At 72.4% G+C, this 13116-nt stretch carries 11 protein-coding genes and 1 riboswitch; of the genes, 9 read left to right on the forward strand and 2 right to left on the reverse strand.

Going from position 1 to position 13116, the window contains the following annotated elements:
• Positions 1-141: 141 nt before the first annotated feature.
• The 4 genes from IG54_RS0107150 (at position 142) to IG54_RS0107165 (ending at position 4966) form a co-directional block, all read left to right on the forward strand.
• Entirely contained in the window at positions 142-1494 is a 1353-nt protein-coding gene (locus IG54_RS0107150) for a M16 family metallopeptidase (RefSeq protein WP_030778666.1), read from the forward strand.
• The gene (locus tag IG54_RS0107155; RefSeq protein WP_030778668.1) at positions 1491-2876 is read left to right on the forward strand and encodes a M16 family metallopeptidase; all 1386 of its coding nucleotides are present in this window, start codon (positions 1491-1493) and stop codon (positions 2874-2876) included. Before IG54_RS0107150 ends, IG54_RS0107155 begins: the two co-directional genes overlap by 4 nt.
• 196 nt (positions 2877-3072) lie before the next feature.
• Positions 3073-3235: riboswitch (cyclic di-AMP (ydaO/yuaA leader) on the forward strand.
• A gap of 12 nt (positions 3236-3247) precedes the next feature.
• Positions 3248-4051, forward strand: a complete 804-nt coding sequence (locus tag IG54_RS0107160; RefSeq protein WP_030778669.1) for a M23 family metallopeptidase — start codon at positions 3248-3250, stop codon at positions 4049-4051.
• A 207-nt stretch (positions 4052-4258) separates the two neighbouring features.
• Positions 4259-4966 carry a GntR family transcriptional regulator gene (locus IG54_RS0107165; protein WP_030778671.1) on the forward strand — a complete coding sequence of 236 codons (708 nt, stop codon included), beginning with the start codon at positions 4259-4261 and terminating at the stop codon, positions 4964-4966.
• Positions 4967-5173: 207 nt separating this feature from the next.
• Here the strand turns inward: IG54_RS0107165 and IG54_RS0107170 are convergent, their stop codons facing one another.
• Positions 5174-5455 (reverse strand): HPr family phosphocarrier protein, encoded by a 282-nt coding sequence (locus tag IG54_RS0107170; protein WP_030778674.1) that lies wholly within the window; start codon positions 5453-5455, stop codon positions 5174-5176.
• Between the two features lie 133 nt (positions 5456-5588).
• On the opposite strand from IG54_RS0107170, the gene IG54_RS0107175 reads away from it, so the two are divergent.
• The 4 genes from IG54_RS0107175 (at position 5589) to IG54_RS0107190 (ending at position 11097) form a co-directional block, all read left to right on the forward strand.
• Positions 5589-8516, forward strand: coding sequence for a bifunctional GNAT family N-acetyltransferase/acetate--CoA ligase family protein (locus IG54_RS0107175; protein WP_030778676.1), 2928 nt, complete (start codon positions 5589-5591; stop codon positions 8514-8516).
• 71 nt (positions 8517-8587) lie between these two features.
• Positions 8588-9175 carry a DUF5998 family protein gene (locus IG54_RS0107180; RefSeq protein WP_030778679.1) on the forward strand — a complete coding sequence of 196 codons (588 nt, stop codon included), beginning with the start codon at positions 8588-8590 and terminating at the stop codon, positions 9173-9175.
• Complete coding sequence (locus IG54_RS0107185; protein WP_030778681.1) at positions 9175-10365, forward strand: alkaline phosphatase family protein; 1191 nt, start codon at positions 9175-9177, stop codon at positions 10363-10365. The genes IG54_RS0107180 and IG54_RS0107185 overlap by 1 nt, the downstream gene beginning before the upstream one ends.
• A gap of 69 nt (positions 10366-10434) precedes the next feature.
• On the forward strand, positions 10435-11097 hold the full coding sequence (locus tag IG54_RS0107190; protein ID WP_030778683.1) for a thymidine kinase: 663 nt from the start codon (positions 10435-10437) through the stop codon (positions 11095-11097).
• Between the two features lie 25 nt (positions 11098-11122).
• Here IG54_RS0107190 and IG54_RS0107195 read toward each other — a convergent pair whose 3' ends face one another.
• Positions 11123-11935, reverse strand: a complete 813-nt coding sequence (locus IG54_RS0107195) for a VOC family protein (RefSeq protein ID WP_078593810.1) — start codon at positions 11933-11935, stop codon at positions 11123-11125.
• A 325-nt stretch (positions 11936-12260) separates the two neighbouring features.
• Here IG54_RS0107195 and IG54_RS0107200 point away from each other — a divergent pair, with 325 nt between their 5' ends.
• Complete coding sequence (locus IG54_RS0107200) at positions 12261-13088, forward strand: sulfurtransferase (RefSeq protein WP_030778687.1); 828 nt, start codon at positions 12261-12263, stop codon at positions 13086-13088.
• Positions 13089-13116: the final 28 nt, after the last annotated feature.

The raw sequence follows: 13116 nt of genomic DNA on the forward strand, positions 1-13116 counted from the left end.
GGCGGCTCCACTCCTGACTACGCCGAGGGCGGACCGGGAACTTCGTCAGGTGTCCGCACGCTTGCATACAGTGGCAGGACTGGCAGCAATTGTTCTGAACCCAGCGATGATCACGACGATCCAGCGATCGAAGGGACGTACATGCCCATGGGTCACACGGCCACAGCCGAGGCCGGTTCCGGCGGCCTGACAGCGACCGAGCACCGGCTGGCCAATGGCCTGCGCGTGGTGCTCTCCGAGGACCACCTGACCCCGGTCGCCGCGGTCTGCCTCTGGTACGACGTCGGCTCCCGCCACGAGGTCAAGGGGCGAACCGGCCTCGCTCACCTCTTCGAACACCTGATGTTCCAGGGATCGAAGCAGGTGCCCGGCAACGGCCACTTCGAGTTGGTCCAGGGCGCGGGCGGCTCGCTCAACGGCACGACGAGCTTCGAGCGCACCAACTACTTCGAGACGATGCCCGCCCACCAGTTGGAGCTGGCCCTGTGGCTCGAGGCCGACCGGATGGGCTCGCTGCTCTCCGCGCTCGACGAGGAGTCCATGGAGAACCAGCGCGACGTCGTCAAGAACGAACGCCGCCAGCGCTACGACAACGTCCCGTACGGCACCGCCTTCGAGAAGCTGACCGCGCTCTCGTATCCGGAGGGTCACCCCTACCACCACACGCCGATCGGCTCCATGGCCGACCTGGACGCGGCCACCCTGGAGGACGCCCGCGCGTTCTTCCGCACGTACTACGCGCCGAACAACGCGGTGCTTTCGGTCGTCGGCGACATCGACCCGGAGCAGACGCTCGCCTGGGTCGAGAAGTACTTCGGGTCGATCCCCTCGCACGACGGCAAGCAGCCCCCGCGGGACGGCTCCCTCCCGGAGCGCATCGGCGAGGAGCTGCGCGAGGTCGTCGAGGAGGACGTCCCGGCGCGCGCCCTGATGGCCGCCTACCGCCTCCCCGAGGACGGCACGCGCGCGTGCGACGCGGCCGACCTGGCGCTGACCGTCCTCGGCAGCGGCGACTCCTCCCGGCTCTACAACCGGCTCGTGCGCCGCGACCGTACCGCCGTCGCGGCCGGTTTCGGTCTGCTCCGTCTCGCGGGCGCCCCCTCGCTCGGCTGGCTGGACGTGAAGACCTCCGGCGATGTCGAGGTCCCGGTCATCGAGGCCGCCGTCGACGAGGAACTCGCCCGGTTCGCCGCGGAGGGCCCCACTCCGGAGGAGATGGAACGCGCCCAGGCGCAGCTGGAGCGCGAGTGGCTCGACCGGCTCGGCACGGTCGCGGGCCGCGCGGACGAACTCTGCCGGTACGCGGTCCTGTTCGGCGACCCGCAGCTCGCCCTCACCGCCGTCCAGCGCGTCCTGGACGTCACCGCGGAGGAGGTCCAGGAGGTCGCCAAGGCCCGCCTGCGTCCCGACAACCGCGCGGTCCTCGTGTACGAGCCCGTGACGGCCACCGACGGCGCCGACGAGACCGACGAGGAAGAGGAGGCGGCGAAGTGAGCGAGGCCGCGACGATGCAGTTCCACCCGCAGCCCCAGGCCGGCCAGGCCAAGCCGTGGGCCTTCCCCGCCCCCGAGCGCTCCACCCTGGCCAACGGCCTCACGGTGCTGCGCTGCGACCGCCCCGGCCAGCAGGTCGTCGCCGTCGAGGTCAACCTCGAGGCGCCTTTGGACGCCGAGCCGGAGGGCCTCGACGGCGTCGCCACCATCATGGCGAGGGCCTTCAACGAAGGCACCGACAAGCACTCCGCGGAGGAGTTCGCCGCCGAGCTGGACCGCTGCGGCGCCACGATGGACGCGCACGCCGACCACCCCGGCGTCCGGGTCTCCCTCGAAGTCCCGGTCTCCCGCCTCCCGAAGGCGCTCGGCCTGCTCTCCGACGCCCTGCGCGCCCCCGCCTTCGCGGACAGCGAGATCGAGCGCCTCGTACGCAACCGCCTGGACGAGATCCCGCACGAGGCCGCCAACCCCGCGCGCCGCGCCGCCAAGGAGCTGTCCAGGCAGCTGTTCCCGGCGACCTCGCGCATGTCCCGCCCCCGCCAGGGCAGCGAGGAGACGGTCGCGGCCATCGACTCGGCCGCGGTGCGCGCCTTCTACGAGAAGCACGTCCGCCCCGCCACGGCCACCCTGGTGGTCGTCGGCGACCTCGCGGGCACCGACCCGGACGCCGTCCTCGCGGACACCGTGGGCACCTGGACGGGTGGCACCGCCGAGGCCCGCCCGATGCCGCCGATCACCGCCGACGACACGGGCCGCGTCGTCATCGTGGACCGCCCCGGAGCCGTCCAGACGCAGCTCCTCATCGGCCGCATCGGGCCGGACCGGCACGACAGGGTCTGGCCCGCCCAGGTCCTCGGCACGTACTGCCTGGGCGGCACCCTCACCTCCCGTCTGGACCGCGTCCTGCGCGAGGAGAAGGGATACACCTACGGCGTACGGGCGTTCAGCCAGGTCCTGCGCTCCGCCCCGGACGGCACGGGCGCCGCGATGCTCGCCATCAGCGGATCGGTGGACACGGAGTCCACGGGGCCCGCGCTCGACGACCTCTGGAAGGTCCTGCGCACGCTCGCCGCGGAGGGCCTGACCGACGCCGAGCGCGACGTGGCGGTGCAGAACCTGGTGGGTGTGGCCCCGCTCAAGTTCGAGATGGCCGCCTCCGTGGCCGCCACGCTGGCCGACCAGGTCGAGCAGAACCTCCCGGACGACTTCCAGGCGCAGCTCTACCGGCAGTTGGCGGCGACCGGCACCGTGGAGGCCACCGCGGCCGTCGTGAGCGCCTTCCCGGAGGACCACTTGGTGACGGTCCTCGTCGGGGACGCCGCACGGATCGAGGAGCCCGTCAAGGCGCTCGGCATCGGCGAAGTGAGTGTGGTCACGGGCTGAGTGACAGGCAGGACATATCGGGACCCCGGCGACCTTTTCGGCCGCCGGGGTTCTCATATGTCCGAATTCATATGGAGGTTGCCTGTCTGCCGTGTGGCGTGCGCTACAAAAGTCGCGTTCTGTTTGTCGATTGACAGAGGGCACGTTTAGCGTCAGTCCGTCTGTTCGTCACGCAGTACGTCGCACCCGCGGCACCGGACAGTCATCGCCGAGTCCCCGTACGGCGCGAGCCAGGGGAGCCGGGGACCCACATGTCCCCTGGGGTGAATCGGGCACCTTGCCGTCAGGCGAGGGACTCGTAGGAGACCTTCCTGCTCCGAACCCGTCAGCTAACCCGGTAGGCGAGAAGGAAGGAAAGGATCAGCCGCTTCATGGCGTTCACCCGTGCCACCGGGAAGCACCGTCGTCCCAGCCGCCTCACCCGCACCACTGCGAACGTCGCGGGCGTCGCCGCGCTCACCACCACCGGCGTCATCGGAGGCATGGCCGCTCCCGCGCTCGCCGCCGCCGACGACGCGGCCGTCGAGCACACCGGGCTCACCCAGGCGATATCCGTCGGCGGTTCACTCGCCGAGACGATCGACGCGCAGGCCGCCGCCCAGCGGCAGGCCGCCGACGACGCGGCCGCCGCCAAGCTGGCCGAAGCGGCCGCCAAGAAGAAGGCCGCGGAGGACAAGCGCAAGGCCGAGGCCGAGGCCAAGGTGAAGGCCAAGAAGGAGCGCGAGGCCAAGGAGCGCGCCGCCCGCGAGGCCGAGCGCAAGCGCCTGAACACCTACGTCTCCCCGATCGCCGGCTCGTACGTCTCCACGGGCTACCAGACCGGTGGCGCCATGTGGTCCTCCGGCAGCCACACGGGCGTCGACTTCCACGCCGCGTCCGGCACCACGGTCCACGCCGTCGGCGGCGGCACCGTCGTCGAGGCGGGCTGGGGCGGCGCCTACGGCAACAACGTCGTGATCAAGATGAACGACGGTACGTACACCCAGTACGGCCACATGTCGTCCCTCAGCGTCACCGTCGGCCAGACGGTCACCCCGGGCCAGCAGATAGGCCTCTCGGGCTCCACCGGCAACTCCAGTGGCCCGCACCTCCACTTCGAGGCCCGCACCGGCGCCGAGTACGGCTCGGACATCGACCCCGTGGCGTACCTCCGCTCGCACGGCGTCAACGTCTGACCGCCCCGCACTTCACCGAAGGCCCCGGCTCTCCCGAGCCGGGGCCTTCGTCGTTTCCGGACCGACCGTTTCCCGGCCCGTTCGCCTTTGGCCAAAAGATATCCATGGATTCCGACCCGCCATCGGAAAATCCGATGCCCTGCAATAGAGTCGCTGAACGAGCGTCGGTCGACCGCGTTTCGCGGGGATTAAGGCGGAGGTCCGGTCATGCGCATTCCCGCGCACTCGGTATGCACGGCCATCCGGGACGACATTGTCTCCGGTGTCTACGAAAGGGGCGGTCGGCTCGCCGAGGAGCTTCTCGCGCGCCGGTACGGCGTCTCGCGCGTCCCTGTGCGCGAGGCCCTGCGCACCCTGGAGGCCGAGGGCTTCGTCGTCACGCGGCGGCACGCGGGCGCCTGCGTCGCCGAGCCCACGGAGCAGGAGGCCGCCGACCTCCTGGAGCTGCGCACCCTGCTCGAACCCCTCGCCGCGGCCCGCGCCGCCCAGCGCCGCACCGACGCGCACCTCAAGGTCCTGCGCGGCCTCGTCCGGCTGGGCCAGCAGCGGTCGCGGAAGGGTCAGGGGGAGGATCTGCGCTCGCTGGACGGCTGGTTCCACGAGACGCTCGCCCAGGCGTCCGGCAGCCCCGGCCTCATCACGCTGCTCACCCAGCTCCGGCACAAGATCGCCTGGATGTACGTCGTCGAGCCCCCGGCCACGCCGGTCGAGTCCTGGGCCGAGCACGCGGCGATCGTCGACGCGGTGGCCCGCGGGGACGCGGACCGGGCCAGGGCGCTCACCGCCGGCCACGCGGAGCGGGCGACGTCCGCGCACCGATTGCGCCATTCACCCCGGGGCGGGCGTGAGACACCGCGGGGCGGCCGCGTGAGGGATATGCAACATGACGTAAACACCGCGGGTTTCCCGAGTTAACGCCCACGCCGTATACAAAGAGGGTGCGACCACAGCGTCGCTGCGAAAATTTATGGGCGCGGTTATTCATGCTGCCCGAGACGGTTATTCGCGCTTTCCGAATCAGTCCGCCCGCTGCCTTTCTCGGGAAAATGAAGGGCGCCCCGCAAATCGACGAAGGGCCCACCCCGTATTCCAGGGTGGGCCCTTCGAAGGGAACTGCGTGGTTCAGACCGTCTCGGGAAGCTCCTCAAGGCCCTCCGCGACCACCTTCGCCAGACGGTCGAGGGCGGCGTCCGCACCCTCGGCGTCGGAGGCGAGCACGATCTCCTCGCCGCCCTGGGCGCCCAGGCCGAGCACCGCGAGCATCGAGGCGGCGTTGACCGGGTTGCCGTCGGCCTTGGCGATCGTCACGGGGACGCCGGCGGCCGTGGCCGCGCGGACGAAGATGGAGGCGGGTCGGGCGTGGAGGCCCTCGGCCCAGCCGACGTTGACGCGGCGCTCAGCCATGTGTTGCTGCCCTTCCAGGTGTTTCACACTTGTCTAGACCAGTGTCTCATGCCGTCGCGAGTGCTCCGCCGGCCCGACGGCCCCTCCCAGCCTGCCCCGGTCCGGACGGCCCCGCGACCCGTACCCTGGCCCCATGCAGACCCCGTCGGATCAGCAGGATCGGCACGACTATCCCTCCCACTGGGAAGCCGATGTGGTGCTGCGTGACGGAGGCACCGCCCGGATCAGGCCCATCACCACCGAGGACGCGGACCGCCTGGTCAGCTTCTACGAGCAGGTCTCGGACGAATCGAAGTACTACCGCTTCTTCGCCCCCTACCCCCGCCTGTCCGCCAAGGACGTGCGCCGCTTCACCCACCACGACCAGGTGGACCGGGTGGGGCTCGCGGCCACGGTGGGCGGCGAGTTCATCGCCACCGTCCGCTACGACCGCATCGACGAGCGCGGCATGGCCGCCAGCGCGCCCGCCGACGAGGCCGAGGTCGCCTTCCTCGTGCAGGACGCCCACCAGGGCCGTGGCGTGGCCTCCACGCTCCTCGAACACATCGCGGCGGTCGCCAGGGAGCGCGGCATCCGGCGCTTCGTCGCCGAGGTGCTGCCCGCCAACACCAAGATGATCAAGGTGTTCACGGACGCCGGCTACCAGCAGAAGCGCAGCTTCGAGGACGGCGTCGTACGCCTGGAGTTCGACCTGGAGCCCACCGACCGCTCGCTCGCCGTGCAGCGCGCCCGCGAGCAGCGCGCCGAGGGACGCTCCGTGCAGCGGCTGCTGACACCGGGCTCGGTCGCGGTGATCGGCGTGGGCCGTACTCCCGGAGGCGTGGGCCGCAGCGTATTGCGCAACCTCAAGGAGGCCGGGTTCACCGGACGCCTGTACGCGGTGAACAGCGCGTTCGCCAATGACGCCAAGGACGCCAAGGGCACCGAGGGCGCCAAGGACGCCGAGGGCACCGAGGGCAGCGAAAACATCGAACTCGACGGGGTGCCCGCGCACCGCTCCGTGGCGGCCATTGAGGAGCCGGTCGACCTCGCCGTGATCGCCGTGCCCGCCCACCGCGTGCCCCAGGTCGTCACCGAGTGCGGTGAGCGCGGGGTGCAGGGCCTGGTGGTGCTCTCCGCCGGGTACGGCGAGAGCGGCGCCGAAGGACGCGGACGCCAGCGCGAACTGGTGCGCCAGGCACGCTCGTACGGCATGCGCCTCATCGGCCCCAACGCCTTCGGTGTCATCAACACCTCGCCCCAGGCGCGGCTCAACGCCTCGCTCGCTCCCGAGCCCCCCGCGCGCGGGCGCATCGGTCTGTTCACCCAGTCCGGCGCCATCGGCATCGCGCTGCTGTCCGGGCTGCACCGCCGGGGCGCCGGCCTGTCCACGTTCGTCGGCTCCGGGAACCGCGCCGACGTGTCCGGCAACGACGTGCTCCAGTACTGGTACGAGGACCCGGACACCGACATCGCCCTGATGTACCTGGAGACCATCGGCAACCCCCGCAAGTTCACCCGCCTCGCGCGCCGCGCCGCGACCGCGAAGCCGCTCGTCGTGGTGCAGGGCGCCCGGCACAGCGGGATCACGCCCACGGGGCACGCGGTACAGGCCACGCGGCTGCCGCACGCCACGGTGTCCGCGCTGCTGCGCCAGGCCGGAGTCATCCGCGTGGACACCGTCACGGAGATGGTCGACGCGGGCCTGCTGCTCGCGGGGCAGCCGCTGCCGTCCGGCCCCCGGGTGGGCATCCTCGGCAACTCCGAGTCGCTGGGGCTCCTCACGTACGACGCGTGTGTCGCCGACGGGCTGCGCCCGCTGCCGCCCCGCGACCTCACGACCGGCGCCACACCGGCCGACTTCCGGGCCGCGCTCGCCGAGGCGCTGTCGGACGACGGGTGCGACGCGGTGATCGTCAACGCCATTCCCTGGGTGCGGGAGGACGGGGTCTCCGCCGACCCCGAGACACTGGCCACGGAGCTGCGGGCCGCCGCGGCGGGGTGCCCCGCCAAGCCCGTCGCCGTGGTCCACGTCGAACTCGGCGGCCTCGCCGATGCGCTGTCCGCGGCCACCAGCACCCGGCCCGACGCCCGGCCGAAGACGCCCACGGGAGCCACGGGCCCCCAGCCCCGCGTGCCCGCCGTGGCGCCGGCCGGACCGGACCCGGCCCCCACAGCCGCCGCGGAGCCCGCCGAACCCCCCGCGGAGCAGTACCGCATCCCCGCCTACCCCGCCGCCGAGCGAGCCGTCCGTGCCCTCGCCGAGGCCGTCAAGTACGCCCAGTGGCGCCGCGACGCCGCCGAGCCGGGGAAGGTCCACGCGTACGACGACATCGACGAGAGCGGCACCGCCGAGCGCATCGCGGAGCTGCTGGCCAAGGATGACGACCCCCGCGGCGCCACCCTCGCCCCCGCCGACGCCCACGAGCTGCTCGGGCGGTACGGCATCCGCGTACGACAGGCCCTGCCCGCCCCCGACCCGGACGCCGCCGCGGAAGCCGCGCGCACGATCGGCTACCCCGTGGCCCTGAAGACCACGGCCCCGCACCTGCGCCACCGCGCCGACCTCGGAGGCGTGCGGCTCGACCTCGCCGACGAGGAGCAACTGCGCAGGACGTATCAAGAGTTGATCGACACCTTCGGCAAGCCCGCCGAGCTGCGGCCCGTCGTCCAGGGCATGGCGCCGCGCGGCGTCGACACCGTCGTGCGCGCCGTCATCGACCCGGCGGCCGGCGCGGTGCTCTCCTTCGGGCTCGCGGGCGCCGCGTCCGAACTGCTCGGCGACACCGCCCACCGCCTCATCCCGGTCACCGACCGCGAGGCCGGCTCCCTGATCAGATCCATCAGGACCGCGCCCCTCCTGTTCGGCTGGCGCGGCTCCGCCCCCGTGGACACCCCGGCCCTCGAAGAGCTGCTCCAGCGGGTCTCCCGGCTCGTCGACGATCACCCCGAGGTCGTCGGCGTCTCCCTGGAGCCGGTGGTCGTCGCCCGGCGCGGCCTCTCCGTACTCGGCGCCTCCGTCCGCCTCGCGCCCCCGCCCGCCCGCGACGACCTCGGCCCGCGCACGCTCCCCGGCTACTGAACCGCGCTATCCGGGCACCGGGGCGGCCACGGGGGCCCGTGCGCCCCGCACCGGGCCGTAGGATGGGCGGCATGGCAAAGACCGGTACGACGACCCAGGGGCTGCGCGCGGCGATCGAGCGCAGCGGCTACTACCCGGCCCTCGTGGCCGAGGCGGTGGAGGCCGCGATCGGCGGCGAGGCCATCGGGTCCTACCTGGTCCACCAGGAGACGACGTTCGACGCCAACGAAGTGCGCCGGCACGTCACCGTCCTCGTCCTGACCGGCACGCGCTTCATCGTCAGCCACACCGACGAGCAGGCGGCGGACAGCACGTCCCCGACGCCGTACGCGACGACCTCCACGGAGTCGGTCAAGATTGGCCGGATCTCCTCGGTCGTCCTCAGCCGCGTCGTCGGCAACCCGGAGAAGTACGTGCCGGGCACGCCGCCCCGCGAGGTCGTCCTGACCATCGGCTGGGGCGCCGTCTCCCGCATCGACCTGGAGCCCGCGGCCTGCGGCGACCCCAACTGCGACGCGGACCACGGCTACACGGGAAGCTCGACCGCCGACGACCTGAGCCTGCGCGTCAGCGAGGCGGGCGACGGCCCCGACGCCGTGCGGCAGACCCTCGCCTTCGCCCAGGCCCTGTCCGAGGCGACCGCGGACACCGCCCGCTGATGTCCCTGCCCGCCTGGGACGACGTGGAACCGCTCGCCCTCGACACGGCCCCCGTGCCGGCGTACGGCTCCGGGTCGCTCGCCGACCTGCTGCCCACGCTCGTCTCCCACCAGGGCGTGCCCGGCTACGAGACACCGCCCATCGCCGAACTCGCCCCCGCCGACCGGAACTGCGTCTTCCTGATCGACGGCCTCGGCTGGGAGCAGCTCAAGGCCCACCCCGGCGAGGCCCCCTTCCTGACGTCGCTGCTCGCCGGTTCGCGGGGCGGCACCGGACAGCCGATCACCGCCGGCTTCCCCGCGACCACCGCGACCTCGCTCGCCTCGGTCGGCACGGGCCTGCCGCCCGGCGCGCACGGCCTGCCCGGCTACACCGTGCGCAACCCCGCCACCGGCGAGCTGATGAACCAGCTGCGCTGGAATCCGTGGACCGACCCGCGCGCGTGGCAGCCGTACCCGACGGTCTTCCAGCGGGCCCACGACGCGGGCGTGCACACCGCCCAGGTGTCCTCCCCGACCTTCGAGAGCACCCCGCTCACGAAGGTCGCCCTGAGCGGCGGCACCTTCCGCGGCAAGCTCTCCGGAGAGGACCGCATGGACCTCGCCGCCGAGCAACTGGCGGCGGGGGACCGGTCCCTGGTCTACACGTACTACGCGGAAGTGGACGGCAAGGGACACCGCTTCGGCATCGACTCCGACGCCTGGCGCGGCCAACTCATGTACGTCGACCGGCTCGCCCAGCGCCTCGCCGAGCAGCTGCCCCCGCGCAGCGCCCTCTACGTCACCGCGGACCACGGCATGATCGACATCCCCTTCGACGACGCCTCCCGCATCGACTTCGACGAGGACTGGGAGCTGCGCGCCGGCGTCGCCCACCTCGGCGGCGAGGGCCGCGCCCGCCACGTCTACGCGGTACAGGGCGCCGTCAATGACGTATTGACGGTGTGGCGCGAGGTACTCGGCGAGCAGTTCTGGGTGGCCTCCCGCGACGAGGCGATCGCCGCGGGATGGTTCGGTCCACACATTGATCAACGTGTGTACGACCGTCTTGGCGACGTCATCGCGGCCGCGCACGACGATGTCGCGATCATCGCCTCGGAGCGCGAGCCCAAGGAGTCCTCGCTCGTCGGCATGCACGGCTCGATGACCCCCGTAGAGCAGCTCGTCCCCCTCCTCGAAGTACGCTCCTAGCCGCACCCCCCTGATGCGCCGTTGACGGCGCCCCGACTCCGCACGCCCCCGAAAGGTTCGCAACTCCCCATGCCCGAGCTGGTGTTCTTCTCCGGAACGATGGACTGCGGAAAGAGCACGCTGGCTCTCCAGATCGAGCACAACCGCTCGGCCCGCGGACTCCAGGGGATGATCTTCACGAGGGACGACCGCGCGGGTGAGGGCAAGCTCTCCTCACGGCTCGGCCTCGTCACCGACGCGATCGAGGCCGCGGACGACTTCGACTTCTACGCCCATCTCGTCGACCACCTCTCCCAGGGCGGCCGCGCGGACTACGTGATCGCGGACGAGGCGCAGTTCCTGGCCCCCGGCCAGATCGACCAGCTCGCACGGATCGTCGACGACCTCGGTCTGGACGTCTTCGCCTTCGGTATCACGACGGACTTCCGCTCCAAGCTCTTCCCGGGCTCGCAGCGCCTGGTCGAGCTGGCCGACCGCGTCGAGGTGCTCCAGGTCGAGGCCCTGTGCTGGTGCGGCGCCCGCGCCACGCACAACGCCCGCACCATAGGCGGCGAGATGGTCGTCGAGGGCGCCCAGGTCGTCGTCGGCGACGTCAACCAGTCCTCGGGCGAGGTCGGTTACGAGGTCCTGTGCCGCCGCCACCACCGGCGCAGGGCGACGGCGGCGACCGCCCGCGCGGGCGCCCTGTCGCCCGACGTCCTGCCGGTGGACGCCGCCGTCACCCGCGCCTGACGCGGACAACGCCGCCCGCGCCGGATCAGGCGCGGGCGTGTGAGCGTACGACGGTGAAGACCGCGCCCTCCGGGTCGGCGACCGTCGCCATCCGGCCCCGGGACCCGTCCCACGGCGCTCTGACGACCTGCCCGCCCAGCTCGGTCACCCGGTCCACCGCCTCCTTCACATCGGCGACCTCGAAGTACGTCATCCAGTGCGGGCCCCGGTCGCGCGGCAGCGCCTCCCCGACCCCGTGCATGGCAGCCACCGGCCGGCCGTCGAGCTGAAGGGTCAGATAGTCGAAGTCGGCGGAGACGACGGCCTCTTCCGTGTAGCCGAACACGGCTCGGTAGAACGGGACGACGCTCGCGGTCTCCCGCGTCACCAGCTCGTTCCAGGCCGGTGCGCCCGGCTCCCCGATCACGGCGCTGCCCAGGTGCCGCGCGGGCTGCCAGAGCCCGAACACGGCGCCCGTGGGGTCCGACGCGATGGCCATCCGGCCCGCCTTGCCCGCGGTGATCGGGCCCACGCCGATCGTGCCGCCGCAGTGTCGCACCGCCTCGGCCGTCGCGTCCGCGTCGTCCGTCGCCAGATAGGGCGTCCACGCGATCGGCAGATGCCGGTCGGACGGCAGCTGGCCGATGCCGGCCACTTCCCGGCCGTCGAGCAGCGCCCGCACATAGGGGCCGAGCTGCTCGGGGCCCGGCCGGAACTCCCAGCCGAAGAGCGCTCCGTAGAACTCCTGGGTCGCTGTCAGGCCATGCGCCATCAGACTCACCCAGCAGGGTGTGCCGGGTGCGCTGCGACCGGTTCCCGCGCCGTCGCGCCGCCCTGCGGACGCCTGTGCCTCGGTCATCGTCACCCTCTCCTCGGCCTACGTGGTGGCCGCTTCGCTTCCGCTCTCCGTCGAACGCGCGCGCCCGCGCCGCGCGCTTGCGCGCCCTCGCAGATGCTCGCACCACCTGTCGCGTGGCGCGTCCCGGCCGCGCCGCGCTGCCCGGCTTCCCGCGGAGGATGCCCGCTTTACGGTGTCTCACCCCTTGCCGCGAGAAGGCCGAACGGGGTCCATCTGCTGTACAGGGCGTGCAGGGTCCCATACGCCCTGTGGTCGGGCGAGGGTCGACCGAGCAGGGTAGCCGGACCTCGCCCATACGGCCACCCCATGCGCAAGGATGGGCCCCATGAACGCCATCATCTCCGCATCCGAACTCGCGAGCGACCTGGCGGGCGAGAATCCGCCGGTCCTGCTCGACGTCCGCTGGCAGCATCTGGGCTCGATGCGCGACGCCTACGAAGAGGGCCACATTCCCTCGGCCGTCTTCGTGGACCTGGACGCCGACCTGGCAGGACCCGCCGGTCCCGGCGGCCGCCACCCGCTCCCCGACCTGGAGCACTTCGGCGCCGTGATGCGAGCGGCGGGCGTTACGCCCGACCGTGATGTCGTGGTGTACGACGGTGGCCAGAGCTGGGCGGCCGCGCGCCTGTGGTGGATGCTCCGCTGGACGGGACACACGTCCGTACGCGTCCTCGACGGCGGCCTCGCCCTGTGGACCGGCTCCCTGGAGTCGGGCGCGGGGACGGCCCCGGCCGAGGGTTCCTTCGAGCCCGCCCCGAACAGCACGGACTTCCTCGACGCGGACTCGGCCGCGGCCCTGGCCCGCTCGGGCCTGCTCCTGGACGCCCGCGCGGCCGAGCGCTACCGCGGCGAGGTCGAGCCGATCGACCGGGTGGCCGGCCACATCCCGGGCGCGGTGTCGGCGCCGACCACCGAGAACGTCGAGGAGGACGGCCGCTTCAAGCCGGCCGCCGAGCTTGCGGACCGCTTCAAGGCACTGGGCGCGTCCGGCACTTCGGAGGTCGGCGTCTACTGCGGCTCGGGCGTCTCGGGCGCCCACGAGGTGCTGGCGCTCGCGGTAGCGGGGATTCCGGCGGCGCTGTACGTCGGCTCGTGGTCGGAGTGGTCGGCGGACGGCTCCCGTCCGGTCGCGACGGGCCCTGACCCGCAGTAGGCCACGGATGAACGCACACGGGCCCCGC

Source organism: Streptomyces sp. NRRL S-920, assembly GCF_000717945.1.
GTDB lineage: Bacteria > Actinomycetota > Actinomycetes > Streptomycetales > Streptomycetaceae > Streptomyces > Streptomyces alboniger.

Excerpts from the sequence above, each read along its gene's own strand:
- IG54_RS0107180 (WP_030778679.1), top strand. The coding sequence starts at position 8,588 with ATGGCAAAGACCGGTACGACGACCCAGGGGCTGCGCGCGGCGATCGAG.
- IG54_RS0107175 (WP_030778676.1), top strand. The coding sequence starts at position 5,589 with ATGCAGACCCCGTCGGATCAGCAGGATCGGCACGACTATCCCTCCCAC.
- IG54_RS0107165 (WP_030778671.1), top strand. The coding sequence starts at position 4,259 with ATGCGCATTCCCGCGCACTCGGTATGCACGGCCATCCGGGACGACATT.
- IG54_RS0107150 (WP_030778666.1), top strand. The coding sequence starts at position 142 with ATGCCCATGGGTCACACGGCCACAGCCGAGGCCGGTTCCGGCGGCCTG.
- IG54_RS0107190 (WP_030778683.1), top strand. The coding sequence starts at position 10,435 with ATGCCCGAGCTGGTGTTCTTCTCCGGAACGATGGACTGCGGAAAGAGC.
- IG54_RS0107195 (WP_078593810.1), bottom strand. The coding sequence starts at position 11,935 with ATGACCGAGGCACAGGCGTCCGCAGGGCGGCGCGACGGCGCGGGAACC.
- IG54_RS0107170 (WP_030778674.1), bottom strand. The coding sequence starts at position 5,455 with ATGGCTGAGCGCCGCGTCAACGTCGGCTGGGCCGAGGGCCTCCACGCC.
- IG54_RS0107185 (WP_030778681.1), top strand. The coding sequence starts at position 9,175 with ATGTCCCTGCCCGCCTGGGACGACGTGGAACCGCTCGCCCTCGACACG.
- IG54_RS0107200 (WP_030778687.1), top strand. The coding sequence starts at position 12,261 with ATGAACGCCATCATCTCCGCATCCGAACTCGCGAGCGACCTGGCGGGC.
- IG54_RS0107160 (WP_030778669.1), top strand. The coding sequence starts at position 3,248 with ATGGCGTTCACCCGTGCCACCGGGAAGCACCGTCGTCCCAGCCGCCTC.